A 999-nucleotide genomic window follows, 5' to 3' on the forward strand; every position below is an offset into this window, starting at 1 on the left:
GGATGGGGCGGCGGTCGTGGCGTGCCTGCGCGACGCCCCGGAGTCGCTGTCGCTGTCCGACCTGGCCCGGCAACTGGGCGTGACGGGGGGCACCCGATTCCTGCACCACCTGCGCGGGCTAGTCCTGTCGGGTGAGGTCGCGCCGGTCTGGGCCGCGCGGATCCGGTCGGGCGGTCGGATTCCCGCCACCGCCCGTGCGCTGGTTCTGCCCGGCGGGAGGGGTGCCAGGCTTCTCGACGACAGTTTTGCGGGGCGTGTGGGACTTCGGGGGCCGTTCGCATCGACGCTCGCACCCGGTGACGTGGTGCTGGTCCGGCTGGGCGAGCGGCAGGCGAAGCGGATGGACGCCTGGGTGCTTGGCCGTCTGGAACAGGCGTCCGGCACGACACCCGACCTTGATGCCTGCGCGCTGTTTGCCGCTCACGGCTTGCCTGTGGCCTTTTGCCCCCAGGCGCTGGCCGACGCCGGGGCCTGTGTCCTGCCACATGGCCCGACCGAGGATGAAGCGGATTTGCGTGACCTGCCGTTCGTGACCATCGACGGGACGGACGCGCAGGACTTCGACGACGCGGTCTGGGCGACCCGCACGGCGACGGGTCTGCGGGCCATGGTGGCCATCGCGGATGTCGCCCGTCACGTTGCGCCGGGCTCACCGCTCGACCAGGCGGCGCGGGAGCGCGGGCAGTCGCTGTATGGGCCGGGTCAGGTCGTGCCGATGTTGCCCGCTCGCCTGTCCGACGACCTGTGCTCGCTCCGGCCCGGCGCTGACCGGCCCTGCCTGTTCGTCGAGTTGTGTTTCGATACCGCCGGGCAGACGACCGAACGCAGGATCGGTCGCGGCTGGATTCGCAGCGCGCGTCGGCTGACCTACGAGATGGCGGAGGCCGTTCTGGACGGCACCACGTCCGGATCGGCCCCGATCGACGCGTCGCTGCAGGCGCTTCGGGCCGTCGACGCGGTCCTGCAGGCGTCGGAGCGCGAACGCGGCGCGCTTGGTCT

At 72.1% G+C, this 999-nt stretch carries 1 protein-coding gene; it reads left to right on the top strand.

What is annotated here, in order from left to right; all coding sequences use genetic code 11:
- Positions 1-999 (top strand): RNB domain-containing ribonuclease (locus HUK82_RS16825; protein WP_218061631.1); only part of this gene is annotated, 999 nt, incomplete at both ends.

This window comes from Ameyamaea chiangmaiensis (genome assembly GCF_013376175.1).
GTDB lineage: Bacteria > Pseudomonadota > Alphaproteobacteria > Acetobacterales > Acetobacteraceae > Ameyamaea > Ameyamaea chiangmaiensis.